Source organism: Enterobacter cloacae complex sp. (assembly GCF_900322725.1).
Taxonomy (GTDB): Bacteria; Pseudomonadota; Gammaproteobacteria; order Enterobacterales; family Enterobacteriaceae; genus Enterobacter; species Enterobacter quasihormaechei.
The window spans coordinates 4,458,065-4,481,938 of record NZ_LT991957.1; the positions used below are offsets into that span (position 1 = coordinate 4,458,065).

Genomic DNA, 23,874 nt, shown 5'->3' on the forward strand with positions numbered 1-23,874 from the left:
ACGCTTTTTTCCTTACTTCAGCAGCCGAACGCGGCAGGTTTTCCCTTTAATCTTCCCGCCCTGCAACTGTTTCCAGGCCTTGTGGGCAACCGACTGGCGAACCGCGACGTAGACATGTGCAGGATGAACCGTGATCTTGCCAATATCTGCCCCGTCGAGACCGATATCTCCTGTTAACGCCCCCAGAACGTCACCGGGACGCATTTTGGCTTTTTTACCGCCGTCGATGCAAAGCGTGGCCATTTCCGCCGCCAGCGGAGCAACGCTGGTGTTCACCGGGGCATTTACCCAGTTGAGTTTAAGTTGCAGCATTTCCGCAAGAATATTGGCGCGCTGCGCCTCTTCAGGGGCGCAGAAGCTGATAGCGAGACCGCTGTTACCCGCACGCGCGGTACGTCCGATGCGGTGGACATGCACTTCCGGATCCCATGCCAGTTCGAAATTCACCACCAGCTCAAGCGATTTGATATCAAGGCCACGGGCTGCCACATCCGTTGCAACCAGCACGCGAGCGCTGCCGTTTGCGAAACGCACCAGCGTTTGATCGCGATCGCGCTGCTCCAGATCGCCATGCAGCGATAACGCACTCTGCCCGGCATCGTTCAGGGCATCGCACACCGCCTGACAGTCTTTTTTGGTATTACAGAACACTACGCAGGACGCCGGCTGGTGCTGGCTCAACAATTTTTGCAGCAGTGGAATTTTGCCCTGTTGAGAGGTTTCAAAGAACTGCTGCTCTATCGCCGGCAAGGCATCGACAGTATCGATTTCAATGGTCAGCGGATTTTTCTGCACACGCCCGCTGATCGCCGCAATGGCCTCAGGCCAGGTGGCAGAAAAGAGCAGCGTCTGACGTGTGGCCGGGGCAAAGCGGATCAATTCGTCAATCGCATCGCTGAAGCCCATATCCAGCATGCGGTCAGCTTCGTCCATTACCAGCGTTTGCAGTGCATCGAGTGACACGGTGCCTTTTTGCAGATGATCGAGCAGACGGCCCGGCGTCGCCACAATGATATGCGGCGCATGCTGAAGAGAATCACGCTGCGCACCGAACGGTTGCCCGCCGCAGAGCGTTAAAATTTTAGTGTTTGGCAAAAAACGCGCCAGGCGACGCAGCTCACCCGCGACCTGGTCGGCCAGCTCACGCGTCGGGCAGAGTATTAAGGACTGGGTCTGAAACAGGGTTGCATCAATGTGCTGCAACAGGCCGAGTCCGAAGGCAGCCGTTTTTCCACTGCCGGTTTTCGCCTGCACGCGCACGTCACGGCCTTCGAGGATAGCCGGCAGGGCGGCGGCCTGGACGGGGGTCATAGTGAGATAGCCCAACTCATTCAGGTTAGTCAGTTGGGCTTCAGGCAGAACATTCAGCGTGGAAAAAGCGGTCACAATATACTCTCGTGGTAATGATTGCAGTCAGTTGGCGCGTATCCTCGCAGATCTCCGCTAACGATGCGACAATTTAATCGGTTCTTCGTCCGGTGGCGGATCCGGCATCGGCTGCGGACGTGGGATGGGATCGGGTATCGGGGTCGGATCGGTGGGCACCGGATCGGACTGCCAGGTGGTCAGGCGTTGCAGGGCAAGTAGCATACTCATCTTTTCCTCCAGATTTGGGTGCTGACCCCTAAAGGGTAGACGCAGACAAACAGGAGGCAAAAAAAAAGCCGACTATAAAGTCGGCGTCGTACGAATCAATTGTGCTATGCAGTAATTCAAAAAAAGGAAGTAAGACAATATGGAGCGCAACGCCCATCGCTTGACGTTGCATTCACCTGCGGGAGTAATATTGCACCTAACATGGTCGGAGTTTATTGACTTCGCTCAATTAAAATGTCGTTTTGAAGCAGACGCTGCATCATAAAAACGTAAATTTACAGCCATTTACTGCGATGCAACCACCATGCAACACCCCCAATCAAAACCACTAACATGACGCAAAACGTGGTAAAGCCATAGTGGTATTCCCCGCCGGGTATCCCCCCCAGATTGACGCCAAAAAGCCCGGTTAAGAACGTACTCGGTAAAAAGACCATCGCCATCAGCGACATGGTGTACGTTCTCCTGGCTAGTGATTCCTGCATCACCTGCGCTATCTCATCCGCCATGACCGCCGTTCTGGCGATACATGAATCGATCTCGTCCAGACCACGGCCAAGCCGGTCGGCAATATCCTGCATTCTGCGACGCTGATCGTCATTCATCCAGCTCATGCGTTCGCTGGCCAGACGCGCATATACGTCGCGCTGCGGGGTCATATAGCGGCGCATCACGATGAGCTGTTTACGCAGCAACGCCAGAAAACCACGCGGAGGAATTTGCTGATCGAGCAGGTTATCTTCCAGATCGATGATTTTATCGTGGAGTTCTTCAATAAACTCGCTGGCATGATCGGTTAGCGCATCACATACATCCACCAGCCAGCTTCCGCAATCCGTAGGCCCCGTGCCCTCTTTCAGATCGTTAATGACGTCATCAAGCGCCAGCACTTTACGCTGCCGGGTAGAAACAATCAGTTGTTCATTCATGTAAACACGCATTGCCACCAGCTGATCCGGACGTTCATCCGTACTGCCATTTATGCAACGCAGCGTGATTAACGTCCCCTCACCCATCCGGCTTACGCGGGGTCTGAGACTTTCTCCCGCCAGCGCATCCCGGACATTGTTGGGCAATAGCGGCGTGGACGCGAGCCACTCGGCGCTGTCCGGATGCGTGTAGTTAAGGTGCAGCCAGCACGGATGTTCGCTGTCGATTTGATCCTGATCTTCAAGCGGCCTTGCGCCCCCGCGTCCATCAAATACCCATGCAAAAACCGCGTCAGGTACGTTAACTTCAGACCCTTTAATGCTCTCCACAGCGCCTCCACCGTTTTATCGCTTTCGGTGTCAGTCTAGCTTTCGTCGAGGGTTAAGCAATAATTATGTGAGGCATCGTCCTGAATACGCTCAGGAATTCACCACCCACTCGCGGCGTGTTAACGCATTGTCAGTCTCGTACGCATTTTCCAGACGGAAATTGCGTGTTCGCGCCTGTAACTCTATCACCTGATTGCGCAGCACATCAGACGAACCATTAAGTTCTTCAACCATCGACACGTTGCTTTGCGTTACGCGTTCCAGCTCCGACAATGCCTGCGTGATTTGTGAAATGCCCTTTTCCTGTTCTGACGTTGAGGCGGAAATTTCGTCCATCAGTCGGCTCACGTTGCCAGAACCGGTAACAATGTCGTGCATGTTTTTTTCGGCCTCAGAGACCACGTTCACGCCCTGCGTCACGTTATGGCTGGTAACTTCAATCAGTGATTTAATATTTTTTGCCGCCTCGGCGCTACGATGCGCCAGGCTTCTGACCTCACCGGCCACCACAGAGAATCCTTTACCATGGTCGCCCGCTCTTGCCGCTTCAACGGCGGCATTTAGCGCCAGAATATTGGTCTGGAAAGCGATCCCGTCAATCAGGGATATAATCTCCGTCATTTGCTGGGCGCAATCGGTAATTGATTGCATATTGTTTGAGACCTGACCCATTAACTCTCCGCCTTTACGCGCCTGCAACGTCGCGATATTTGCCTGCTCGCTGGCTAAACGGGTATTGTCGGCATTATTTTTTGTACTAGCAGCCATCTGTTCCATGCTGGCTGCCGTTTGCACCAGCGAGGCAGATTGCTGTTCTGTTTTGACCGAAAGCTGCGCGCTGCGTGAAGAGAGCTGATCTGAAAGCGTCATCGCGGTTTGCGCGGAGGCGCGGATCTCACGGACCAGCGTTGCAATGTTGCTGGACAGACTATTAATGCCCGGGATCAGCCGTCCCGCACAGTTATTGCCAAATTCAGGTATCGACACGCCGAGATTCCCTGACGTCACTTCTTCAATACTTTTTTTCACAGTATTGATCGGCGTCACAAGATATTTTGTCATATACGTCCAGAGTAAAATCAAGGCGATGCATTGTACGATAACGACAGCAATAAAAAGCGAAAAACTCCCTGAAAATAGCGCTATAACTCCATCACTTACCAAAAATACACATAAAAGGAAATAGACAATGAAGGTTCTGACACTAATATTTCTTAGCATAGTTTTTCCTACAGCTTTATATTTTGGTGGGCACTTAGGGTTATAGCATTGCCACAGAAATTTGTCCTCACGTTCGTCGCTGGTTTGTTGTTTTGCAGTTTGATTTGCGCAGTTTCACTTAAGGTAGAGAAAAAGCATGCTATATGGTAAATATTCGGTTTGTAATTTGGTTACCGCTTCCCTTAAATATTAGCGTTTACCTATTTTAGGATGAGTACCGTTGGGCAACAGTGTTTAGTCATGCTTAATAAGTTAACGTGGTTAATATATATTAACTACGTTTCAGTGACGTCTCCCGCGAGGGTGGCTTACGTTCAGGCCAGACAGTCGACGGCATGGAAAAAAAAGTCCTCTGTCATGAGGACATTCTCTTTCGCACTTTGATGTTCGCGACGTATATACCAGCCTGTTTCAGGTGCCATGCTTAAATGGTATATCCTCTCCCCCGATATACTGCCGGGGGCTTTAATGCACATTGTCACACATCCCTTCTCGGATCCCCTGATTACCTGTTCTGGTATAATGCTGACAAGTGAGTGACAGTTCTTGAAGTATTGTTGCTGGAAGCATTCATCAAAAGAATGAATGCGGTTTTTTATGAAGGGATTTTTGGTAATAACTCGCCTGTAAATAGCATTAACCCTGCATTCAGGCGCTTAAGCGATGTACGACTATTTGCCTTAGCCACTTAAGCGCCTTACCTGGTTTTTAATGTTTTTCAATGTACATTGTACGACTGTACGCAACATCCTCTGGGTTATTTATCGGATACCCTTTAACCCAGGGCTTAATGAGACGGCCATTGGTGTACTGATAAATCGGGGCAATCGGCGCTTTCTCGGTGAGGATCTTCTCGGCCATGTTGTAGTCTGCATTACGCGCTTTTTCAGTCGTTTCAAGCGTCGCCTGATGAAGGATCTTATCGTAAGCAGGATCGTTAAACCGGGAGATGTTGCCGGTGTGTGAGGACGTCAGCAGCGACAGGAATGTCGACGGCTCATTGTAGTCTCCTACCCATGACGCACGGATCACGTCAAAATTCCCGGTATTGCGGCTGTCGATGTAGGTCTTCCACTCCTGATTCTGCAACTTAACGTCAACGCCCAGATTTTTCTTCCACATAGATGCGACGGCAATTGCGATTTTCTGGTGGTTTTCAGACGTGTTGTACAGCAGTGTTAATTTCAGCGGGCGCTGGGGACCATAGCCTGCCGCCTGCAATAACGTTTTCGCCTGAGCATTCAGCTCCTGCTGCGACATCTGCTCGAATGGCGAGGGTTCCGGCGTAAAACCGGCAGTGACATCAGGAGTGAAATGCCAGGCCGGTTTCTCACCGGTTCCCAGAACTTTTTCCGCCATAATGCGCCGATCGATAGTCATGCTGAGCGCCAGACGCACGCGCGCATCAGCGGTTGGGCCTTTTTGCGTGTTAAACGCGTAGTAATAGGTTCCAAGCTGTGGCGGGGTATACACCTGCCCCGGAATATCCTTTAGCAGCTTCTGGTACATGTTTTTCGGAAATGATTCCGTGATATCAATGTCGCCCGCCAGGTAGCGTTTGGTCGCTGAGGACTCCTGGTTGATCGGCACGAATGTGACTTTTTTTATCACCGTATTGGCGTTATCCCAGTAGTGAGTGTTCGGCTCAACCACCAGCTTTTCATTCACCACGCGATCTTTCAGCACGTATGCACCGTTGCCGATGAGCGCGCCAGGGCGCGTCCATTCTTTACCGCTTTCCACGTTTGCCTTTTGAACCGGATAGAACGCAAAGTTCGCCGTGAGGTTGCTGAACCATGGCAGCGGTTTGTCCAGCTGCACGCGCAGCGTTTTAGCATCAACTGCCGTCACGCCAAGCGTATCCGGAGCAGCTTTACCATCAATAATGGCCTGCGCATTGTTAATGCCCGCCAGCGCTGCAAACCAGGCGAAAGGTGACGTCGTTTTGGGATCAACCAGGCGACGCCAGCTGTAAACAAAATCTTGGGCCGTCACAGGGCTACCGTCAGACCATTTAGCGTTATCCCGCAACGTGAACGTCCAGACACGGTTATCGTTGCTCTGCCAGCGCGTCGCCACGCCGGGAATCAGCTCCCCTTTTTCGTTCTGATTCACCAGCCCTTCATAAAGGTCGCGGATCACCTGTATCTCGGGTAAACCCACCGCTTTTGCCGGATCGAGCGAAGCGGGTTCATCTTTAATGTGTCGAACCAGCTCCTGCTTTTGCGCCAGAACCGTTCCTTTGGGAACCTCCGCGGCATATGAAAGTGAAGAAAGCCCGCACAGCCACAGCGCAGTACAAAGAAGCGAAACAGGATGCTTCATACGATCCCCTTAATGATGTCAGGTAACAGGCAGATGCGTAATTATTTGTTTCGACACGGAGAAATGCAAATGCTTCCTCTGGAAAGTTGATGTCAGGCAATTTTCCATCCAGACGGAAACTATTTGATTAAGCGCGGGTTTTGCACAACACTGCCAGAAGCGACTTCATCATCAGGGTTTACTATGGCAACCACCCGACCAAGAACGGAACGCGGCGCCTTCCCGCCCGGGACTGAACATTATGGCCGCTCATTTTTAGGCGCCCCACTGATCTGGTTCCCCGCACCCGAGCCCGATCGTACTAGCGGCTTAATCATTGCGGGCACGCATGGCGATGAAAACTCGTCCATCGTGACGCTTTCGTGCGCGCTACGTACGCTGGCCCCCGATTTACGGCGACATCATGTGATTTTGACCGTCAACCCGGACGGTTGTCAGCTTGGATTACGGGCAAATGCACGAGGCGTTGACCTAAACAGGAACTTTCCGGCAGCAAACTGGCGCGCGGGTGAAACGGTGTATCGCTGGAACAGTTCGGCGCAGGAACGCGATGTGGTCCTGCTCACGGGCGACAAACCGGGTTCCGAGCCCGAGACTCAGGCGTTGTGCCAGCTTATTCATAAGATCCACCCGGCCTGGGTAGTCTCTTTCCACGATCCCCTCGCCTGTATTGAAGATCCTCGTCATACGGCGCTCGGGCAGTGGCTGGCGGATGCGTTTGCTCTTCCGCTGGTAACCAGCGTCGGCTATGAAACTCCCGGGTCGTTTGGAAGCTGGTGCGCCGATCTCGGCCTGCACTGTATCACCGCAGAATTTCCGCCGATCTCCTCGGATGAAGCGAGTGAAAAATACCTCAAAGCGATGACAGATCTTCTGCGCTGGCAGCCTCAAAGATGAAGAACGCCAGAGGTAAAACTCAGGGCGGGTGAAACGTCAACCGCCAGCCAGGTTGGGCCATCCAGATCGGCAAAACGCACGCTGTTCACCAGCGGGAGTGCAGCGCCGATCGCTCTGGACGTGCACAACATACAGCCCAGCATCAGGGTAAAGCCTTGCGCCTGCGCATGCTTTGCCAGCGCCAGGGCTTCGGTTAACCCACCTGTTTTATCCAGCTTGATGTTCACCATCTCGTAGCGGCCTTTGAGATCTGAAAGACTCTCGCGCGTATGACAGCTTTCATCTGCACAGACGGGAAGCGGATGAATAAAATTCGCCAGCGCGGCGTCGTCGTCTGCCGGGAGAGGTTGCTCCAGCATGGCAACGCCCAGATCGGCAAGCAGCTGACAGCGGGCCGCCAGCCCTTCGCTGTGCCATGACTCGTTCGCGTCGACTATCAGGGTGGCATCTGGAACCGCCGCACGAATGGCGACCATGCGTTCGCTAATCAGACGATCGTCGAGCTTCACCTTTAATAAGGTTGCACCGGTGGCATATAACGCCTGAGCGCTGGCCGCCATTTGCTCGGGTTCACCGATGACGACCGTTTGCGCGGTGACGATCGATTGCGGAAGCGTAACGTCCAGCAGTGAAGGCAGCGGTTTGTGTTGCTTCGCCGCTTCCAGACTCCAGAGTGCGCAGTCAATCGCATTGCGTGCCGCGCCGGCCGGCAACCTTTGCTGAAGGGACTCACGCGTCAGGCCCGCCTGCAAGTCGGGCACCACCGTCATAATTTGCGCCATGACTGAGGCCAGGCTTTCTCCGTAGCGAGGATAAGGGGTACATTCCCCGACGCCTTTTACGCCATCCTCTTCACATTCAACGACCACCACGCAGGCCTCATTACGGCTGCCGCGCGAGATCACAAACGGGGTGTGCAATGGCCAGGCTTCTTCATAGACCTTAACGCTTCTCATCACTGACTCCTTGCAGGCCGGTAAGGCATAAAATTGGTTTGCCGTGCTAACTGCGGATGACATACACTAGCCACGACGTTAACTATTTGTAAACAGGAAGATATCTATGTCACAACTCGTTCATTTCCAGGGCAACCCGGTTGCTGTTGCAGGTTCCATCCCTCAGTCTGGCAGCAAAGCACAGCCTTTTACTCTGGTGGCTAAAGATCTGTCTGACGTCACGCTGAGCCAGTTTGCTGGCAAACGTAAAGTCCTGAACATTTTCCCAAGCATCGATACGGGCGTTTGCGCGGCATCCGTGCGTAAATTCAACCAGTTGGCGACCGAAATGGACAACACCGTGGTGCTGTGCATTTCTGCTGACCTGCCGTTTGCCCAGTCCCGCTTCTGCGGCGCTGAAGGCCTGAGCAACGTCATCACCCTTTCCACTCTGCGTAGCCCGGATTTCCTGGAGCAATACGGTGTTGCCATTTCCGAAGGCGCGCTGAAAGGTCTGGCTGCACGTGCGGTGCTGGTCATCGACGAAAACGACAACGTTGTTTTCAGCGAGCTGGTTAACGAAATCACCACCGAACCGGATTACACCGCTGCACTTGAGGCACTTAAAGCCTAAACGTAAAAAAGCCTCTGCAAAGAGGCTTTTTTGTTTATTCGTCACCCTTCTTCTGATTCAACCCATACTCGCGCAGCTTATTCGCAATCGCGGTATGTGAGACCCCAAGACGTTTCGCCAGCTTGCGCGTGCTCGGATAGCTACGATAGAGCTGCGTTAACACCGAACGCTCGAAACGGCTGGTGATGTCGTCCAGCGAGCCTTCCATGGCCTCTTCGCCTACCGATACCGTCCCGGCATCGTAATCCGGCAACAAAATATCCTGAGGACGCAGTTCATACCCTTCAAGCTGAGTTAATGCGCGATAAACCGCATTTTTTAGCTGACGAATATTGCCCGGCCAGCCGTAACGCGTCAGCACGGTGCCGAGGTCGGCAGAAAGCTTCGGACGCGGCACGCCCTGTTCGTCGGCAAAACGGGCGACGAACAGCTCCGTCAACGGCATGATGTCCTGCGGACAATCGCGCAGTGGCGGGATATTGAGCGTCAGAACGTTCAGACGATAGTAGAGATCTTCGCGGAACACCCCTTTCTGCACCAGCTCCACCAGGTTTTTCTGGGTGGCGCAGATGACGCGTACATCCACGTGCACTTCATGATCTTCCCCCACGCGACGGAACGTGCCGTCATTCAGAAAGCGCAGCAGCTTCGCCTGCATGCGGGGCGACATTTCGCCAATCTCGTCCAGCAGCACCGAACCGCCGTTTGCCTGTTCAAAGAAGCCTTTTTTACCTTCCGGCGCATGCCCGAACAGCTCGCTTTCCACCGCATCTTCCGGAATCGATGCACAGTTCAGCGCCAGATAAGGTTTTGCCGCGCGCGGGCTGGCCATGTGCACAGCATGCGCCAGCAGATCTTTCCCCGTGCCGGTATCACCGGTAATTAGCAGCGGCGCGGTCAGATTAGCCAGCTTGCGCGCCTGGTCGATCACGTGACGCATCTTCGGGCTTACCGCAATAATCTGGCTGAATGCGCCAACGTCCTGGCTGGACAGATTCTGTAACTGGCGGCCCATGCGCACCGTGGAGCGCAGCATGATCACTGCGCCGGTCAGCACCCGCGCGGCATTTTCGCCTTTCAGGTAGACCGGCGTGATCTCCATCAGGAAATTCTGTCCGTTGATGACGACGTGCTCGCTATGGGTATTTTGCGGGCTGCTGTCCAGCCAGCGCTGGAAATTAAACCCCGGGATCAGCTGCGTAGCGTGGTGACCGATGAGCTTTTCCTGGCTCTGCGCAAACAGCTGGCAGCTGGCCTGGTTAACGCGCTCGACTTTATTTTTCAGATCGAGAGACAGAAACGGCTCCGGCATCGCTTCCAGCAGCGCGCTCAGCGCGAGATGTTCTCGCTCGGACGGCATCCAGGGGATGGTGCGAACATCCGTAACGCCAGCGATACGCCGGATTTCCGCCATCAGGCTACTGAAGGTATTGAATTCAATTTCGGCAAAGTTGAGGTAAATTCGCCCGACAGGGTCGATCTCAATGCCACGTAAATCAATGCTACGTAAAACAAGAAGATCGAGTAACTCGCGGGTCAGACCGAGACGGTCCTCACAAAAGACTTCCAGACGCATGGGAAATTCACCGTTTAAGCCATTAACAGTAAAATGATATGTCAGATCACGGTGTTCGGGAAGGTGGCTGTCAACAAATATTGACAGCCCGCACGATTAGTAAACAAATCCTCACTGCACAGGTTTTTTACTGAGCGTCTCTTTAAGCTGACCTACCAGCTCGCGGCGGAAATCGCCCAGTCGCGGCTTGTCGCCATCGATCCAGGGAAGTGGACGACAGACCTCCATCGCTTTAATGCCTAAGCGTGCTGTCAGCAGACCGGCACCGATCCCCTGCGCCGCCCGCGCGGAGAGACGCGCCGCGAGATCCTGCGACATCCAGTCCATTCCGACCTCGCGCACCAGTTCGCTGGCCCCGGCAAAGGCGATATTCAGCAACACCAGTTTGAACAGGCGCAGACGGCTGTAATAGCCAAGCTCAATGCCGTACAGCCTGGCGATGCGGTTAATCAGGCGCAGGTTGCGCCAGGCGATAAAGGCCATGTCCACCATCGCCAGCGGGCTAACGGCGATCATCAGCGTGGATTCCGCCGCCGAACGGCTGATCTCACGGCGAGCCTGCGAATCCAGTACCGGCTGGACAATATGGGCATACAGCGTGACTACCTCCTGGTCATTCTGGGTTTCGTGGATCGCCGCATACCAGCGCTGTAGCGCCGGATGAGAGTGATCTATCCCGGCCTGAGCCGCCAGCTTTTCACAAAATGCACGCCCTTTTCCCGTGCCGTGGCTGTGCAGCAGATCCCGCGCTTCATCGCGTTCGTGCGCGCGCTGACGCAAACGCCAGAGGCGACGCCACTCGGTGACGACTGAGCCTACGCCCGCACCAACGATCAACACTCCGGCGGCACAGCCACCCAGCGCCACCCAATCCTGGGTTTGCCAGGCATTGATGCCCCACTGCACGCCCTGCCCGATTACGCTCGCGCCAAAAAGGGCCAGCCCGGCGGTGACCATCTTGCGCCACAGGCTGCGTTTCGGGCGCAGTGCCGCGTCAACGACCGCTTCCGCCTGCCCCTCTTCAACCAGCGGCTCCTCTGTCAGCACGGGAGCAAAGTTGTCGGCCTGCGGGCCGCTGAAGGTTTGCGCCGTTTTAAACGCTTCCTGCGGTGTCTGATCAAGCTGACCGGTAAAATCAATGCGTGGTTTCAACGGTTCCGTCATCGCAATTTATCTCCAATCAAAAACTCCAGCGCCGCATCCAGACGGATGTGCGGCAGTGGCTGGTCAACGTTCATCCTCTGCGGACGGAAGGCTTCGAACTGAAAACCCTGGCTTTGCCAGAAGGCCTGGCCCGGCAGACGCGCGGGAACTTCCCCCGGATAGACCGTGAGCGGCTCCCCGTCGCTGAGGCGGTTGCCCCGAAGGGCCGGAATTTTCTCGCCGTTAATGTCAATCAAACCGCTTTGCGTAGCCTGTACGGACGCCAGCCCCAGACAATCCATGCCGATCCCTTCGAAAGCCGCATTCTGCCAGGCATCCTGCACCAGCTGTTGTAGCAGGGAAACCATATTGGCGTGCTGATCGACTGTCACATGGTCCGCTTTTGTGGCGGCAAATAACAGCTTATCGATGACCGGAGAGAACAAACGGCGAAACAGGGTGCGCTGTCCGTAATGGAAACTCTGCATCAGCTGCGTCAGCGCCAGCCGCATATCATTGAACGCCTGCGGCCCGCTGTTGAGCGGTTGCAGGCAGTCCACCAGCACGATCTGGCGGTCAAAGCGTAAAAAGTGATTTTTATAAAAACCCTTAACCACCTTTTCACAGTAGTAGTTGTATCGCTCGCGGAGCATACCGGCGTTGGTGGTCTTGTCCGCCTGCGCCAGCTTCGATTCGCCGATGCTGTCAACGTCCGGCCACGGGAAAAACTGGAGCGCGGGAGCGCCGGCTAAATCACCCGGCAGCACAAAACGGCCCGGCTGGATAAAATGAAGCCCCTCCTGTTTGCACTGGTGCAGGTAATCCGTCCAGGCTTCGGCTATAACGGCCAGACGATTTTCATCCGCCGGCGCCAGCGGATCCAGCCCTTCGCAAAGCTGGCGCCATTTGGTCGACCACTCTGCCCGCTGCCCCTGCAACAGGCCGGTCATCTGTCGGGACCAGCTCAGGTAATCCTGCGCCAGCATCGGTAAATCAAGCAGCCATTCACCCGGATAATCCACAATTTCGAGGTACAGCGTGGACGTTTCTTTGAAGTGACGCATCAGGGATTCATTCGAGCGGAATCGAAGCGCAAGGCGAATTTCGCTCACGCCACGCGTCGGGGTGGGCCAGGCGGGAGGCTCCCCGTATAACTGCGCCAGACCTTCATCATAGGTGAAACGGGGGATACCAAAATCACGTTGCGGTACGCGTTTCACGCCCAACAGCCGCTCCTCACGCACCGCGCTTAGCAGCGGCAGCCGCGCTCCCGCATGCAGGTTCATCAGCTGATTGACCATCGCCGTAATGAATGCCGTCTTACCGCTGCGGCTCAGCCCCGTCACGGCAAGACGCAGGTGGCGATCAACGCCACGGTTCACCAGAGAACTGAATTCGTTTTTAAGTCGCTTCATCGCCGTCCTTCATTGCCTGGAACCCTGAAAAGAGTCACTTCAGAATACAGTAAATTGGGGCAGATCGTTGATTATCAATTCTTAATTATTGCTATTGCCGTTTTCTCTCCAGTAAGATGGGCGCAATTGCTGTCCGTCTGGAGTGAGTAAGGTGTATGTCACCCACCATCTATGATATTGCCCGCGTTGCTGGCGTTTCGAAATCAACCGTGTCACGCGTTCTGAATAAGCAAACGAATATTTCTCCTGAAGCGCGTGAAAAGGTGTTGAAGGCGATAGATGAATTAAATTACCAGCCTAATAAACTTGCCCGCGCACTCACCTCTTCTGGCTTCGACGCCATTATGGTTATTTCGACCCGCTCAACCAAAACCACTGCTGGAAATCCCTTTTTCTCTGATGTACTGCATGCCATAACGGCAAAAGCAGAAGAGGAAGGTTTTGATGTTATTTTACAAACGTCCAAAAGCAGTGCAGACGATCTGCAAAAATGCGTGGGTAAAATAAAGCAGAAGATGATCAAAGGGATCATCATGCTAAGCTCGCCGGCGAACGAGTCTTTTTTCTCGACGCTGGATGAATACGGTGTGCCCGTGGTTGTTATTGGTAAAGTAGAAGGGAATTACCAGAATATCTATTCTGTCGATACGGATAATTTCCGCGACAGCGCCATATTAACAGACTCGTTTATCAAGCATGGCCGCACCAAAATTGCCTGCCTGCATGCCCCGCTCGATTATCACGTTTCTATCGATCGTCTGGCGGGCTATAAGTCCAGTCTTAAGAAACACGGCATCGAAATTAACCCGGCCTGGGTTATCGATGGCGGATATACCCATGAAAGCGCGCTTCAGGCGGCCAGCCAGCTCCTCTCCTCAGACAACCCGCCCGATGCGGTTTTTGCAACTGACAGCATGAAATTGCTGAGTCTTTACCGTGCCGCCGATGCGCTAAATCTGACGATCCCGGAGCAGGTTGCCATGGCAGGATACAGCGATTCGATGCTGTCTCTCATCTTGACCCCTGCACCCGGCGGCTTTGATATCCCAACGAGAAAGCTGGGCGAAGAGAGCTGCACTCTTTTATTCAAGTGCATTGCAAGTAAACCTGCGCCGCATAAGGTGTTGGTTGAAACCCACTTTACAGATGCGGCTTCGTTACGCTAAAAACCAGGGGCAAACGCCCCTGGTATCACGTCATCAGAACGCGTAATTCACGCCGACACCCGCATAGTGGAAGCGGTCGCTGTCACCTTCGTCATGATTTTCCCATTCGTAGGCATACTCGAGCGTCATGGAAAGACCATTCGCAAAGTCGTAAGCATAGAGCAGCCCCAGTCGGTTGAAGTCATGCCCTTCGCGGGTTGGATCGTCCTGCCAGTCCCAGTTTGACCAGCGATCGAGCCCCAGACGGGTATAAGGCGTAAGCGTTGTCTGGCCTAATGAAACAGGCAGGTAGGCACGAATTTCCTGGGTCGAGAATTCACCGTTATTACGTGAACTGTCCATATTGAAACCACGCTCTAAATAGTAGTTAACTTTTGCAGAGACGGTTTCGTTTATTGTCCAGGTAAAACCGGTTTCCGTTTCAACACGGCTGTCAGAATAACCGGTTTTTCCCAGGTCATTCGCAAACTGGTACATGGCAAACCAACCGCTAAAACGCCAGTCATCGGTTAATTTCAGATCCCAGTCTGGCTGAATTTTGTAGCGCTGCATATTAGCACTGCCGTCTTTCGCACCGTGTTCATCTTTAAAATGATATCCATAATTACGGAAACCGCCCGTAAGACCCAGCGTAAAATCATCGGTGCCAATGAAGCGATACCGTAATTCGAATTCAGGGCGATCGAAATAGGTGCCGCGCGTCATGCTGCTGTAATCAACCGGGCCTTCCTGATACATGGCCAGTGAAATGGTCCACGCATCATACGTGGCGTTAAACCACACGGAAGGTTCATATAATCCATCTTTATCGTCACCCTGCCCTTCGACGTTTTCAATTTCATACATGGCACCAATATTAAACTCCCAGTGTTTTGCTGTTTCTGTTGCTTGCGCGCAGCTAACCCCTGCGCACAGAACGAGCGCAGCACTTCTTAGTAGAGTACTCATTAAAATATTCCTTTATAATTAACTCACAAAAAAACCGGAAATTTTCATTTCCGGCGAACACCTTTCTTATCTAATTGCTGCTTCAGTTTCAGCATCGAAGAAATGGCACTTACTCATATCGAACTGGATGCCGATAATATCCCCTGCGACGTAATCATCCGCTGCACCCGCACGGACCACCAGTTCATGCCCACCCACGGTGGCATACAGCATAAATTCTGCCCCGGTGAGTTCCGCGACGCTGATTTTCGCCGTAACGTTTTCACCGCTACGCTGTAGAGTAAGAATGTCTTCAGGACGGATCCCAAAGACGACCGCTTTACGCTGGTAACCCTGCGCATTCAGTTCGGCGAGCTTGTCTTCCGGGATCTCCAGGCGCAGCGTTTCCGTCACGAAATAGCGATCGTCGATCGCGCCACGAATAAAGTTCATCGCCGGTGAACCAATGAACCCTGCCACAAACATATTCGCGGGCTCGTTGTACACCTGTTTCGGCGCGCCCACCTGCTGAATGATGCCATCTTTTAAAATCACGATGCGGGTCGCCATGGTCATGGCTTCCGTCTGATCGTGCGTCACGTAAATCATGGTGGTATTGAGCTTCTGGTGCAGCTTGCTGATTTCAGCGCGCATCTGCACACGAAGCTTGGCATCAAGGTTTGACAGCGGTTCATCCATCAGGAAAACCCCGGCTTCGCGCACTATCGCCCTGCCTAACGCCACGCGCTGGCGCTGACCGCCGGACAACGCGCCGGGCTTACGCTGAAGATAGTCGCGTAAGCCCAGGATCTGGGCCGCCCAGCTAACGCGTTCTTCGATGATGGAGGGGGCAATTTTTTGCATCTTCAGGCCAAACGCCATGTTGTCGTAGACCGTCATATGCGGATAGAGCGCATAGTTCTGGAAAACCATCGCGATATCACGGGATTTGGCGGGAACATCATTCATGCAAACCCCGTCAATAATCAGTTCACCTGCGCTGATCTCCTCGAGGCCGGCAATCATTCGCAGCGTCGTGGATTTACCACAGCCCGATGGACCGACGAAGACAATAAATTCTTTGTCCTCAATTTCGAGATTGAAATCCTTAACCACGTGGACCTGGTTATCATAGATTTTCTGAATGTGTTTCAGTGACAGTTGAGCCATTATAAATTCCTTATCAATACGCCCGGGATGCCCAGAACGCCGTCAGGCGTTCCCAGGTCAGCTCCTGCGTTGAATGAAGTTGTAATCCCGCATGGTCCAGGCCAGGTCCAATCCCGACCGACAGCATTCCTGCGGCGTTGATCGCATCCACCCCCGCGGCGGCATCTTCGATACCGATGGCCTCTTCAGGACGCACGTTCAGTCCTTTACATGCCGCGTGGAAGATCTCCGGGTCCGGCTTTGAGCGGCGGATCCGGGAAGCATCGGCGCAAAAATCGAAGGCCTGATGAATACCCAGCGCATGCAAAATCCCCGGGGCGTTAAGCGATACGGATGCCAGCCCAATTTTGACCTTCGCAGCACGAATATCCGCCAGTACCTCGCGAATACCCGGAAGCAGCGAATCCTGCGTCAGAGACGCCAGCGACTGGACATAGAGCGCGTTTTTCCTGGCTGCAAGCGCCAGACACTGCTCTTCACTGAACATCCCCGCTTTCCCACCGTGCTTCAGGATGCGCTGAAGAGAATCCATGCGGCTTATTCCCTTCAGCTGTTCGTTAAACACTTCGTCGAAGGTGATCCCGATCTCCTGGGCCACGGCACGCCAGGCCAGAAAGTGAAGATGCGCGGTATCGGTGATCACCCCGTCCAGATCGAATACAACAGCGTTAAGCATCATGGCGCCCCTCCGTGGTAGCGGTCCCATTAACAGGTGCAAGAAAGTCCTGATGCGCACATACCTTCCGCCCCGATACGTTCAGCGTTTGACCCCACAGCGTCAACGTGACGGGGGCGGTAGTTTCAATGGTTAACAGATCATCTTCAAAGGTGATGTGTATTGTTGCGTCGCGCCACCGCAGCGGGAAGGCGAGTTTCCGCCAGTGAGCGGGCAGCTTCGGCGCAAGATGCAGTTCCCCGTCGCTAATGTGCATCCCGGCAAACCCCTGAATCGCCCCCAACCAGATCGCGCCGGTGGCCGCAGCATGTATACCGTCATCGCTGCTGTGCGGGTCGTCCCCCAGATCGATGGCGATACCGTCACGCCAGAACGCATAGGCCCCCTCGGTGTCACCGCAGCGCGCGAGCACAATGCCGTGGATGGCTTTACTCAGCGACGAATCATGAATCGTACGCGGCTCGTAGAACGCCAGATTGACGGCACATTGCTGCGGCGTAAACCGTTCCGGCAGCAGGTAGTTAAGCATCACGACATCGGCCTGCTTCAGGATCTGCATCTCGTTCACTTCCGCGCGGGAGTAATCGAGCAGAATGGTCTGTTTACCCGCTTTGGCCTTGTAACGGCTCAGATCGATAGCCGGTTTTGTCATAAAGGTATCATCCTGCGGGATCACACCCTCTGCATCGGCCTCCGGTAACCACAAACGCGCCAGAAACGTCTCGGCATTTTCCGTAAAACGCGCATCGTCACGCCCAAACATCGCCATAAACTGGCGCGCGCAGGCCACGTTGTGCCAGGCCAGATAGTTGGTGTAGGCGTTGTTGTTAACATGCTCGGTGTATTCGTCCGGTCCGATCACGTCATGGATCTCCAGACGACCATTGACGTCCGTCGCGCGTCCCATCCAGAACGAAGCGGTTTCCATCAGCAACGTCAGGCCTTCGTGACGCATAAAGGCATCATCATGCGTCGCCTGCCAGTAAGCGACGACAGCCCAGGCGATATCTGCCACGATGTGGTGTTCAGCAAGTGCGGAAGCCACCTTCTGGCGAACCCCGGTACGAATGTTAATTGCCGCGAACTCAGGCGTCTCTTCCTGTCCGCTGGCGGCGCTTTCCCACGGGAACAGCGCGCCGGGCCAGCCGTTACGACGCGCTTTTTCACGGGCGCCTGAGAGATTAAGCCAGCGATAGCGCAGCAGGCTGCGGGCAATCTTTGGACGGGTAAACAGATGGAACGGCAGCAGGAAAATTTCGGTATCCCAGAAGACGTGCCCCTTGTACCCCTCACCCGTCAGCCCTTTTGCGGCGATACTGCTTCGCTCATCATGGGCAGGCGTCATTGTCGTCAGGTGCCAGACGGCGTAATCCAGCGCCAGCTGATCCTGTTGCTCCGGGGAAGTCACTTCCACCCGGGCGTCGCGCCAGACGTCTTTCCAGGCATACGCTGAGCTCTCACGCAGCGCCTCGTAGCCTCTTGCCGCACAGACTTTGAGATCGGCCAGCGCGTTGCGCGCGAAAGTTTCCTGCGATAGCGCTTTATCGCTGCGATGCGTTACCCAGACGATCTTCTCAAGCGTGACAGTGTCACCCTGAGCAATCGTCAGCGAATGATGCACGCTGAGCCGACGATTTTTGGCGGCGAAACAGCTGTCGCTCTTCGTCGAGAGCTGGCAAAACGCCGAAACCACAATCTCTGAAGCCCGGTCGTGCGTTTCATACACGCCCTGCATGTAATGCTGGTCAAAGACCCTGACCGAGATTTCATCCAGATGCTGCCTGCCGCTGTTCGTTTGCGTCGCATCAATGCCGGTTTTCAGCACGGCCTGCGCGGGGGCATCAAGGGGGGTAATTGCAAGCTGCATAGCCACTAAAGGCAGCTGGTCCAGCGACACAAAACGGCGACTCTCCAGCCGATAGCGTTTGCCGTTGGGTGAACGCCAGACAACGTTGCGATGCAGTTCGCCGTTTGCAAAGGCCAGCTCGCGCTGCCACTCAAGTATTTCCCCTGAAAGAAGGGTGAAATTGACGCCGTCCAGCTCAACATCAATACCGGTGATATCCGGCAGGTTGACCAGTTCAGTGGTCTCGTTGCGACCCGCGCGATGATAAAGGCCGGCAAGATACATGCCCCTGGTTTGCAGGGTGTAATCTTCTTCATGCGCAGCGCGAATGCCCATGTAGCCATTACCGCAGGTCATGACTGAGGCATATTTATTCAGGCTGTGAGGACAAAATCCCGGATCGGTTAATACAGATACGTTCAGCATAATGTCACGCTTTCCCCTGTTTCTGCGGATTCATAAAGCGCGGCGACAAGCTGTTGAATAACCAGTCCCTGCTCTGCGTCAGCGATCATCACGGGCTCACCCAGGACATGCCGTACGAAGGCATCCATGCTGCGCAGATGGCGCCGATCGTCCGCCTCTTCACGCTGGGCAAGGGTTTCCAAAACTCCGGCTTCGTCGTTATAGATATGCGCCGGGAACAGCGTTGCGCCCGCTTTCTCACCGCAGAAGGAAACGTTCATGACGGACTGCTCGCGGATGTTAAGCGCAAAGGAGGTATCCAGACGCAGAACGCCGCCGTTGCAGAATTCGATCGTGCCAAACAGGGCATCTTCAACGGTAAACTGCGTGGGATCCCACTCGCCAAACTGGCCGCTGTGTTTCTGGTTTCCGAGCTTCTGGAAGCTGTGCGCGGTCACCCGCTTCACCGCCGGGAAACCCAGGACGTACATGGCGGCATCCAGCATATGAATGCCAATATCAATTAGCGGTCCGCCGCCCTGGAGCGATTTGTTAGTAAATACGCCCCAACCCGGTACACCGCAGCGGCGCAGCGCCTGCGCCGAGGTAAAGTAGACTTCACCGAGCGTGCCGTTCATCACCGCATCACGCAGCAGCTGGGTATCCAGGGCAAAGCGATGATGAAAATCATACGCGAGGACTTTTCCAGCCTTACGCGCCGCAATACGCATCTGGTCGGCCTGTTCCGGCGTCATCGCCGGCGGCTTTTCACACATCACATGACAACCCGCTTCGAGGGCCGCCATGACGTGTTCAAAATGGAACCGGTTAGGCGAACAGACGCTCACCACATCCGGTCTTACTATCTGCAACATCTCGTGAGCGTCCTGCCATGCCGATGGAATAGCATAACGTTCCGCGAACGCCTGTGCCTGTTCAGGGCGGCTGTCCATGACAGCCACCATTTGAACATCACTGCGCGTGGCGTAATACGAGGCATGCACTTTGTCTGCAACCTGCCCGGCGCCAATGATGGCGACGCGCAGAGGCAAAGGTGTAGAAGCACTCATCACGCTCGTCATCCTTAGCAATCACGCAGGTAATTGAGTGAGTCCTGATAGGCCTTGGCCGGATCGTCGGCACGAACCCGGCATTCGTACACCACATAACCCTGATAGTTATCGGCACGCAGTCGATCGAACAGGCTGGCGAAATCGAGGCTGCCGCTGCCCGGCTGATAGCGGTGGTTATCAGCAATGTGCACATGGCCCAGCAGATCGCGGTTCTGATGCAGCGCATCCGTCAGCGAGTCTTCTTCAATGTTCATATGATAGAAATCACCGATGATCTGCACGTGCTTCAGGCCGTTCTCTTCGATATAACGACGCGCGTCGGCCAGGGTATTGATCATATGATCCTGATAACGGTTCAGCGGCTCCAGGTAGACGGTGGTCCCGGTGCGCGCGGCGACCTCATCCAGCCAGCGCAGGGAGGCGCTTACCGCTTTGCGGTCACCGTACAGGCTGCGTGGCGAGGTCATTGGCGGCAGACGGAAGGTAAACATCCCCCAGGCCGCCGGCACGATGATCCCCTTTCCGCCCACTTCCGCCAGCGCTTCCAGAATGCGTTCAATCTGCTGTAAACCGTTCAAACGGCGTTCTTCGATGAAATCCCCGATCCAGCCGTCGTATCCCCCACACGCCGTCGTCACCGGCAGGCCAGTGGCTTTGATAGCGGCTTTCACTTCATCGAGATTTTCCACCAGCAGGCGGCCATCAATTTCATAGCCATCAAACCCCATCGCTTTGATGTATTTGAATTTTTCCATGATATTGGTTGGGAAAAAGGCCTGGTTTTGTGTTGCGATTTTCATGATTTGCTTTCCTTAGCTTAAAAAGTGACGCCCATTTTGATACTCAGTTCCGGGTGCTGATCGACATACTTCATATAGCTGTCCGGGCTGGTGGCGAAGGTGACGACCGGGTCGATGAGATCCTCACAGTTGAGATAACCGTTCATCAGCAGTTCCCAGCAGGTCTCTTCAATGCGCTTGCGGCTCCAGCGCGGATAGTCCGGGTTCGGTTCACTGCACGCGCGGGAGAAGACAATCTTCGCGTTGTTGAAGTGTGCTTCGCGGCCCAGGTTGAAGCCCGCCGCAAACGGTTTGGCGAACGCCACGTAAGAGATCGTGCCGCCGTAGGCGAGCCCGCGCAGCGCAGATTGCAGTGCATCCGCAAAACCGCTGGTTTCGATGATCACATCCGCACCCTGTTTGCCGGTCAGTTTCTTAATTTCAAGACCGACATCGGTACCGATTGGGTTCAGGCAGTGGTCAGCACCGTGACGGCGGGCGATGTCACAGCGATGTTCGATAGGATCGACACCAATCACCACGGACGCACCGGCCTTTTTCGCCAGCTGAATGGCGATCTGGCCAATCGCGCCCAGCCCGACAACCACAACGAAATCCCCCACGCGGACGTTAGCATCACGCACGCCGCTCATGGCGAACTGCGCCGGATCGTAGCAAACGGCGTTTTTCCAGGACGCGCCCTGCGGCATTTTGCGCAGCTTATAGTTGTTCACCGCGTTGACGATGACCGTCTCCTGCAATGGGCCGTAGCAGCAGACGCTGTCGCCGATCTGGTATTCCGTCACGTCTGCACCACACTCGATGATGTCGCCGACGATCATGTTCCCCAGCTGAAATTTGCCAAATTCGATGCCGCGCGCTGCCCCTTCCTCACGTGGGGTAAACATCTGCCACTCGGCGTTGAACTCTTCATCGATGAACGGGCTTGCCGCACGAAAATCCACGACTTCGGTGCCGTGCTTCGGCGCGCCATAACGGGCACGAATTTTCACCTCATGCGCTGCAACAGGACGATCTTCGTATTCAACCAGCGCCGCTACACGGGGCGCTGTCGCAACTAATTTTTTCATGACTCACTCCTTGTTAAAATCGGCCGCCTCAGCCCTTCACGCCGCCGGCGGTCAAACCACTTTTAATAAAACGTTCAGACAGGGCATACATAATGACGACCGGGAGCGCCGTCACCAGCGATGCCGCCATCATTCGGCCCCAGATGTAATCTGGCGTACTGAAGAGCGTGTTCAGCCCAACCGGCAACGTGAAGTTGCTGGAGCTGGACAGGAAAATGGAGGCGAACAGATAGTCATTCCACGCCACCATGAAGCAGTAAACAAAGACCGACACCAGGCCAGAGATCGCCAGCGGCATGGTGATGCGGAAGATAATTTGCAGGCGGTTCAGGCCGTCCATCATGGCGGCTTCTTCAATTTCGTCCGGGATGGTGTCGAAGTAGCTGCGCAGCATAAAGACCGCTGTCGGTAACGTCTGAGTCACCATAGTGACGATCAGCGCCAGCTCGGTGTCATAAATGCCGAGCGCGGTGATGATTTTGAACAGCGGCACCACCAGCAGGATCCCGGAGAACATATAGACGGTGTAAAAGCTCGCATTGATCGTCGTGCGCCCCTTAAAGCGCAGTTTGGACAACGCATAAGCGCCCAGCGTGCCGAGAAACACCGCAATGACCGAGGAGGTCAGCGACACCACCATGCTGTTACGGAAGTAATCCACAAACGGGAAAATCAGCGGGTTAAAAATGTCGACGTAATGCTGAAGCGTCCACTCCTGCGGCAGAATTGTCGGATGCAGCGATATCGCCTCTTTCGCGCTTTTAAACGACGTCATTAACATCACAAAAAACGGAAACAGCGTGATAATCAGAAATACCGCCAGCCCCAGATAAAAACCGATGCGGCCCAGTACGCGTTTATTTGTTGCCATTGAGGTTTACCCTTTTTCTGGTCAGCAGAATGACGGCGAAGATGATCACAAACAGCACAACGGAGATCGCAGCCGCTTTGCCCAGGTCATTGAATGCGAAGGCCGTTTTGTAAAGATACACGCCCAGAATATCGACCTTCGTGGTCAGCAGATAAACATCCGCGAACATGTAGAACATCCAGATGGTTCGCAGCGTGACCACCGTTGCCAGCACCGGCATGATGGCGGGCAGCGTGACGATGCGAAAACGCTGCCAGGCATTGGCGCCATCCATCTCTGCCGCTTCGTACAGTGATTTATCAATGGTCTGCAAAATCGCGAGGAACGAGATAAAGGCATACGGGAAGTAGCGCCAGATGGCGAACAGCACCACCAGCACAAAGCTGCTGCCCGGATTGTCGAACCATAGCGGTGCCTGGTCATAGAGATGCAGCAGGTCAACGCCCAGATAGTTCACAATCCCGTAGCCGTTGTTGAACATGTATTTCCAGGCAAACACCAGGGAAATAGACGGCGTCACGTAGGACAGAATCACCAGCGAACGCGCCGTTTTCCGCATACGGAATTCACGGTTAAAGAAGATCGCCACGGCCAGCCCCAGCCCGGTACTGCCGATCACTACCAGCGCCGTGTACCAGAACGTCATCCACAGGGAGTGCCAGAACGCGGCATCGCCCAAAATGCGAATGTAGTTATCCAGGCCGACGAACGCCGCATCAATACGCGGGTTCAGCGGTAAACGTAAAAAACTGATTTCAATATTGGAAATCATTGGCCAGGCCACCAGGCCCCCCAGCAAAATCAGGCTGGGGGCCAACAGCAGCATGGCGAAAGGCATATCTGAACGACCAGAAAACAACGTCTTCATA

The 23,874-nt window shown here is 54.4% G+C and carries 21 protein-coding genes and 1 pseudogene; 3 read left to right on the forward strand and 19 right to left on the reverse strand.

The features are described 5' to 3' along the window. Positions 1 to 12 precede the first annotated feature (12 nt). The 6 genes and pseudogenes from dbpA to DBR02_RS21880 all read right to left on the reverse strand — a co-directional run bounded on the left by dbpA (position 13) and on the right by DBR02_RS21880 (position 6,401). Positions 13 to 1,386: an ATP-dependent RNA helicase DbpA gene (dbpA, locus tag DBR02_RS21860; RefSeq protein ID WP_107535447.1), complete on the reverse strand. Its 1,374-nt coding sequence runs from the start codon at positions 1,384 to 1,386 to the stop codon at positions 13 to 15. A 57-nt stretch (positions 1,387 to 1,443) separates the two neighbouring features. Further along, the gene (ynaL, locus tag DBR02_RS26630; protein ID WP_154817044.1) at positions 1,444 to 1,596 is read right to left on the reverse strand and encodes a proline-rich small protein YnaL; all 153 of its coding nucleotides are present in this window, start codon (positions 1,594 to 1,596) and stop codon (positions 1,444 to 1,446) included. A 275-nt stretch (positions 1,597 to 1,871) separates the two neighbouring features. Beyond that, positions 1,872 to 2,855, reverse strand: a complete 984-nt coding sequence (gene zntB / locus DBR02_RS21865) for a zinc transporter ZntB (protein WP_102751095.1) — start codon at positions 2,853 to 2,855, stop codon at positions 1,872 to 1,874. 90 nt (positions 2,856 to 2,945) lie between these two features. Next, a complete protein-coding gene (locus tag DBR02_RS21870; protein ID WP_107535448.1) occupies positions 2,946 to 4,076 on the reverse strand; it encodes a methyl-accepting chemotaxis protein in 1,131 nt (376 codons plus the stop codon). 314 nt (positions 4,077 to 4,390) lie between these two features. Beyond that, a pseudogene (locus DBR02_RS27025) lies at positions 4,391 to 4,606 on the reverse strand (hypothetical protein); the annotation flags it as partial. Positions 4,607 to 4,784: 178 nt separating this feature from the next. Beyond that, the gene (locus DBR02_RS21880) at positions 4,785 to 6,401 is read right to left on the reverse strand and encodes a peptide ABC transporter substrate-binding protein (RefSeq protein ID WP_107535449.1); all 1,617 of its coding nucleotides are present in this window, start codon (positions 6,399 to 6,401) and stop codon (positions 4,785 to 4,787) included. A gap of 183 nt (positions 6,402 to 6,584) precedes the next feature. On the opposite strand from DBR02_RS21880, the gene mpaA reads away from it, so the two are divergent. Beyond that, positions 6,585 to 7,298, forward strand: coding sequence for a murein tripeptide amidase MpaA (gene mpaA / locus DBR02_RS21885; protein WP_107535450.1), 714 nt, complete (start codon positions 6,585 to 6,587; stop codon positions 7,296 to 7,298). On the opposite strand, the gene ycjG is transcribed toward mpaA, so the two are convergent. Continuing rightward, positions 7,289 to 8,254 (reverse strand): L-Ala-D/L-Glu epimerase, encoded by a 966-nt coding sequence (gene ycjG / locus DBR02_RS21890; protein WP_107535451.1) that lies wholly within the window; start codon positions 8,252 to 8,254, stop codon positions 7,289 to 7,291. The two genes, mpaA and ycjG, sit on opposite strands and share 10 nt — an antisense overlap. Positions 8,255 to 8,360: 106 nt before the next feature. Here ycjG and tpx point away from each other — a divergent pair, with 106 nt between their 5' ends. Further along, positions 8,361 to 8,867, forward strand: a complete 507-nt coding sequence (gene tpx, locus DBR02_RS21895) for a thiol peroxidase (RefSeq protein WP_063452311.1) — start codon at positions 8,361 to 8,363, stop codon at positions 8,865 to 8,867. A 34-nt stretch (positions 8,868 to 8,901) separates the two neighbouring features. Here the strand turns inward: tpx and tyrR are convergent, their stop codons facing one another. The 3 genes from tyrR to DBR02_RS21910 all read right to left on the reverse strand — a co-directional run bounded on the left by tyrR (position 8,902) and on the right by DBR02_RS21910 (position 13,001). After that, a complete protein-coding gene (gene tyrR, locus DBR02_RS21900; protein WP_063452310.1) occupies positions 8,902 to 10,443 on the reverse strand; it encodes a transcriptional regulator TyrR in 1,542 nt (513 codons plus the stop codon). A 111-nt stretch (positions 10,444 to 10,554) separates the two neighbouring features. After that, positions 10,555 to 11,607, reverse strand: a complete 1,053-nt coding sequence (locus DBR02_RS21905) for a YcjF family protein (protein ID WP_107535452.1) — start codon at positions 11,605 to 11,607, stop codon at positions 10,555 to 10,557. Continuing rightward, positions 11,604 to 13,001, reverse strand: coding sequence for a YcjX family protein (locus DBR02_RS21910; RefSeq protein ID WP_107535453.1), 1,398 nt, complete (start codon positions 12,999 to 13,001; stop codon positions 11,604 to 11,606). The genes DBR02_RS21905 and DBR02_RS21910 overlap by 4 nt, the downstream gene beginning before the upstream one ends. A gap of 155 nt (positions 13,002 to 13,156) precedes the next feature. Between DBR02_RS21910 and DBR02_RS21915 the strand changes: the two genes are divergently transcribed. Further along, positions 13,157 to 14,167, forward strand: a complete 1,011-nt coding sequence (locus DBR02_RS21915; protein WP_107535454.1) for a LacI family DNA-binding transcriptional regulator — start codon at positions 13,157 to 13,159, stop codon at positions 14,165 to 14,167. 33 nt (positions 14,168 to 14,200) lie between these two features. On the opposite strand, the gene DBR02_RS21920 is transcribed toward DBR02_RS21915, so the two are convergent. From DBR02_RS21920 to DBR02_RS21960, 9 genes are all read right to left on the reverse strand, one after another. Beyond that, the gene (locus DBR02_RS21920; RefSeq protein WP_063866586.1) at positions 14,201 to 15,115 is read right to left on the reverse strand and encodes an OmpG family monomeric porin; all 915 of its coding nucleotides are present in this window, start codon (positions 15,113 to 15,115) and stop codon (positions 14,201 to 14,203) included. Positions 15,116 to 15,181: 66 nt separating this feature from the next. Next, positions 15,182 to 16,264 (reverse strand): ABC transporter ATP-binding protein, encoded by a 1,083-nt coding sequence (locus DBR02_RS21925; protein WP_107535455.1) that lies wholly within the window; start codon positions 16,262 to 16,264, stop codon positions 15,182 to 15,184. Between the two features lie 13 nt (positions 16,265 to 16,277). Then, positions 16,278 to 16,943, reverse strand: a complete 666-nt coding sequence (gene pgmB, locus DBR02_RS21930; RefSeq protein WP_107535456.1) for a beta-phosphoglucomutase — start codon at positions 16,941 to 16,943, stop codon at positions 16,278 to 16,280. Further along, positions 16,933 to 19,212 (reverse strand): glycoside hydrolase family 65 protein, encoded by a 2,280-nt coding sequence (locus DBR02_RS21935; RefSeq protein WP_107535457.1) that lies wholly within the window; start codon positions 19,210 to 19,212, stop codon positions 16,933 to 16,935. The genes pgmB and DBR02_RS21935 overlap by 11 nt, the downstream gene beginning before the upstream one ends. Continuing rightward, positions 19,206 to 20,264 (reverse strand): Gfo/Idh/MocA family protein, encoded by a 1,059-nt coding sequence (locus DBR02_RS21940; protein ID WP_107535681.1) that lies wholly within the window; start codon positions 20,262 to 20,264, stop codon positions 19,206 to 19,208. The genes DBR02_RS21935 and DBR02_RS21940 overlap by 7 nt, the downstream gene beginning before the upstream one ends. A gap of 11 nt (positions 20,265 to 20,275) precedes the next feature. Next, entirely contained in the window at positions 20,276 to 21,064 is a 789-nt protein-coding gene (locus tag DBR02_RS21945; RefSeq protein WP_107535458.1) for a sugar phosphate isomerase/epimerase family protein, read from the reverse strand. Between the two features lie 17 nt (positions 21,065 to 21,081). Next, positions 21,082 to 22,134: a zinc-dependent alcohol dehydrogenase gene (locus tag DBR02_RS21950; protein WP_063866580.1), complete on the reverse strand. Its 1,053-nt coding sequence runs from the start codon at positions 22,132 to 22,134 to the stop codon at positions 21,082 to 21,084. A gap of 28 nt (positions 22,135 to 22,162) precedes the next feature. After that, positions 22,163 to 23,005, reverse strand: coding sequence for a carbohydrate ABC transporter permease (locus DBR02_RS21955; RefSeq protein WP_107535459.1), 843 nt, complete (start codon positions 23,003 to 23,005; stop codon positions 22,163 to 22,165). Next, positions 22,992 to 23,873 (reverse strand): carbohydrate ABC transporter permease, encoded by an 882-nt coding sequence (locus tag DBR02_RS21960; RefSeq protein WP_102750156.1) that lies wholly within the window; start codon positions 23,871 to 23,873, stop codon positions 22,992 to 22,994. Before DBR02_RS21960 ends, DBR02_RS21955 begins: the two co-directional genes overlap by 14 nt. Between the last annotated feature and the right edge of the window lies 1 nt (position 23,874).

Bases quoted from the DNA above. Each gene is read 5' to 3' on its own strand.
- ynaL (WP_154817044.1), bottom strand. From the start codon at position 1,596: ATGAGTATGCTACTTGCCCTGCAACGCCTGACCACCTGGCAGTCCGAT.
- DBR02_RS21870 (WP_107535448.1), bottom strand. From the start codon at position 4,076: ATGCTAAGAAATATTAGTGTCAGAACCTTCATTGTCTATTTCCTTTTA.
- DBR02_RS21880 (WP_107535449.1), bottom strand. From the start codon at position 6,401: ATGAAGCATCCTGTTTCGCTTCTTTGTACTGCGCTGTGGCTGTGCGGG.
- mpaA (WP_107535450.1), top strand. From the start codon at position 6,585: ATGGCAACCACCCGACCAAGAACGGAACGCGGCGCCTTCCCGCCCGGG.
- ycjG (WP_107535451.1), bottom strand. From the start codon at position 8,254: ATGAGAAGCGTTAAGGTCTATGAAGAAGCCTGGCCATTGCACACCCCG.
- tpx (WP_063452311.1), top strand. From the start codon at position 8,361: ATGTCACAACTCGTTCATTTCCAGGGCAACCCGGTTGCTGTTGCAGGT.
- tyrR (WP_063452310.1), bottom strand. From the start codon at position 10,443: ATGCGTCTGGAAGTCTTTTGTGAGGACCGTCTCGGTCTGACCCGCGAG.
- DBR02_RS21905 (WP_107535452.1), bottom strand. From the start codon at position 11,607: ATGACGGAACCGTTGAAACCACGCATTGATTTTACCGGTCAGCTTGAT.
- DBR02_RS21910 (WP_107535453.1), bottom strand. From the start codon at position 13,001: ATGAAGCGACTTAAAAACGAATTCAGTTCTCTGGTGAACCGTGGCGTT.
- DBR02_RS21915 (WP_107535454.1), top strand. From the start codon at position 13,157: ATGTCACCCACCATCTATGATATTGCCCGCGTTGCTGGCGTTTCGAAA.
- DBR02_RS21920 (WP_063866586.1), bottom strand. From the start codon at position 15,115: ATGAGTACTCTACTAAGAAGTGCTGCGCTCGTTCTGTGCGCAGGGGTT.
- DBR02_RS21925 (WP_107535455.1), bottom strand. From the start codon at position 16,264: ATGGCTCAACTGTCACTGAAACACATTCAGAAAATCTATGATAACCAG.
- pgmB (WP_107535456.1), bottom strand. From the start codon at position 16,943: ATGATGCTTAACGCTGTTGTATTCGATCTGGACGGGGTGATCACCGAT.
- DBR02_RS21935 (WP_107535457.1), bottom strand. From the start codon at position 19,212: ATGCTGAACGTATCTGTATTAACCGATCCGGGATTTTGTCCTCACAGC.
- DBR02_RS21945 (WP_107535458.1), bottom strand. From the start codon at position 21,064: ATGAAAATCGCAACACAAAACCAGGCCTTTTTCCCAACCAATATCATG.
- DBR02_RS21950 (WP_063866580.1), bottom strand. From the start codon at position 22,134: ATGAAAAAATTAGTTGCGACAGCGCCCCGTGTAGCGGCGCTGGTTGAA.
- DBR02_RS21955 (WP_107535459.1), bottom strand. From the start codon at position 23,005: ATGGCAACAAATAAACGCGTACTGGGCCGCATCGGTTTTTATCTGGGG.
- DBR02_RS21960 (WP_102750156.1), bottom strand. From the start codon at position 23,873: ATGAAGACGTTGTTTTCTGGTCGTTCAGATATGCCTTTCGCCATGCTG.